This window comes from Halomonas marinisediminis (assembly GCF_004347715.1).
Lineage (GTDB): Bacteria > Pseudomonadota > Gammaproteobacteria > Pseudomonadales > Halomonadaceae > Halomonas > Halomonas icarae.
Genome location: NZ_SLTR01000220.1, coordinates 1 through 310 on the forward strand (window position 1 = coordinate 1; position 310 = coordinate 310).

General features: G+C 64.8%; 1 protein-coding gene. It reads left to right on the forward strand.

From position 1 onward, the window contains the following. Positions 1-310: hypothetical protein (locus E0702_RS19185; protein ID WP_165927587.1), on the forward strand; the 310-nt coding region annotated here is incomplete at both ends.

A 310-nucleotide genomic window follows, 5' to 3' on the forward strand; every position in this document is an offset into this window, starting at 1 on the left:
CCGACAGCCGGCTGACCGCAGGCGACGGCATGACCGTCGATGCCGTCGAGGCAGGCATTACCTTGACCCGCGCCACTGCCACGGCGAATACCCATCTGGCGATGAAAGCCGGCACGGATATCAAGGCCGACAGCAGTGAGGTGACTGCCGAGAGTGACACACTGGATCTGGAGGCGGGCAGCAACATTGCCCTCACCAACAGCAAGGTGGATGCAGAAACCGGCCTGACGGCGACCGCCGATCAGGGCAGCATCACGCTCGACGACAGCAGTGCCGAAGCCGCCACCGGTAACCTGGCGATGACCGCCGG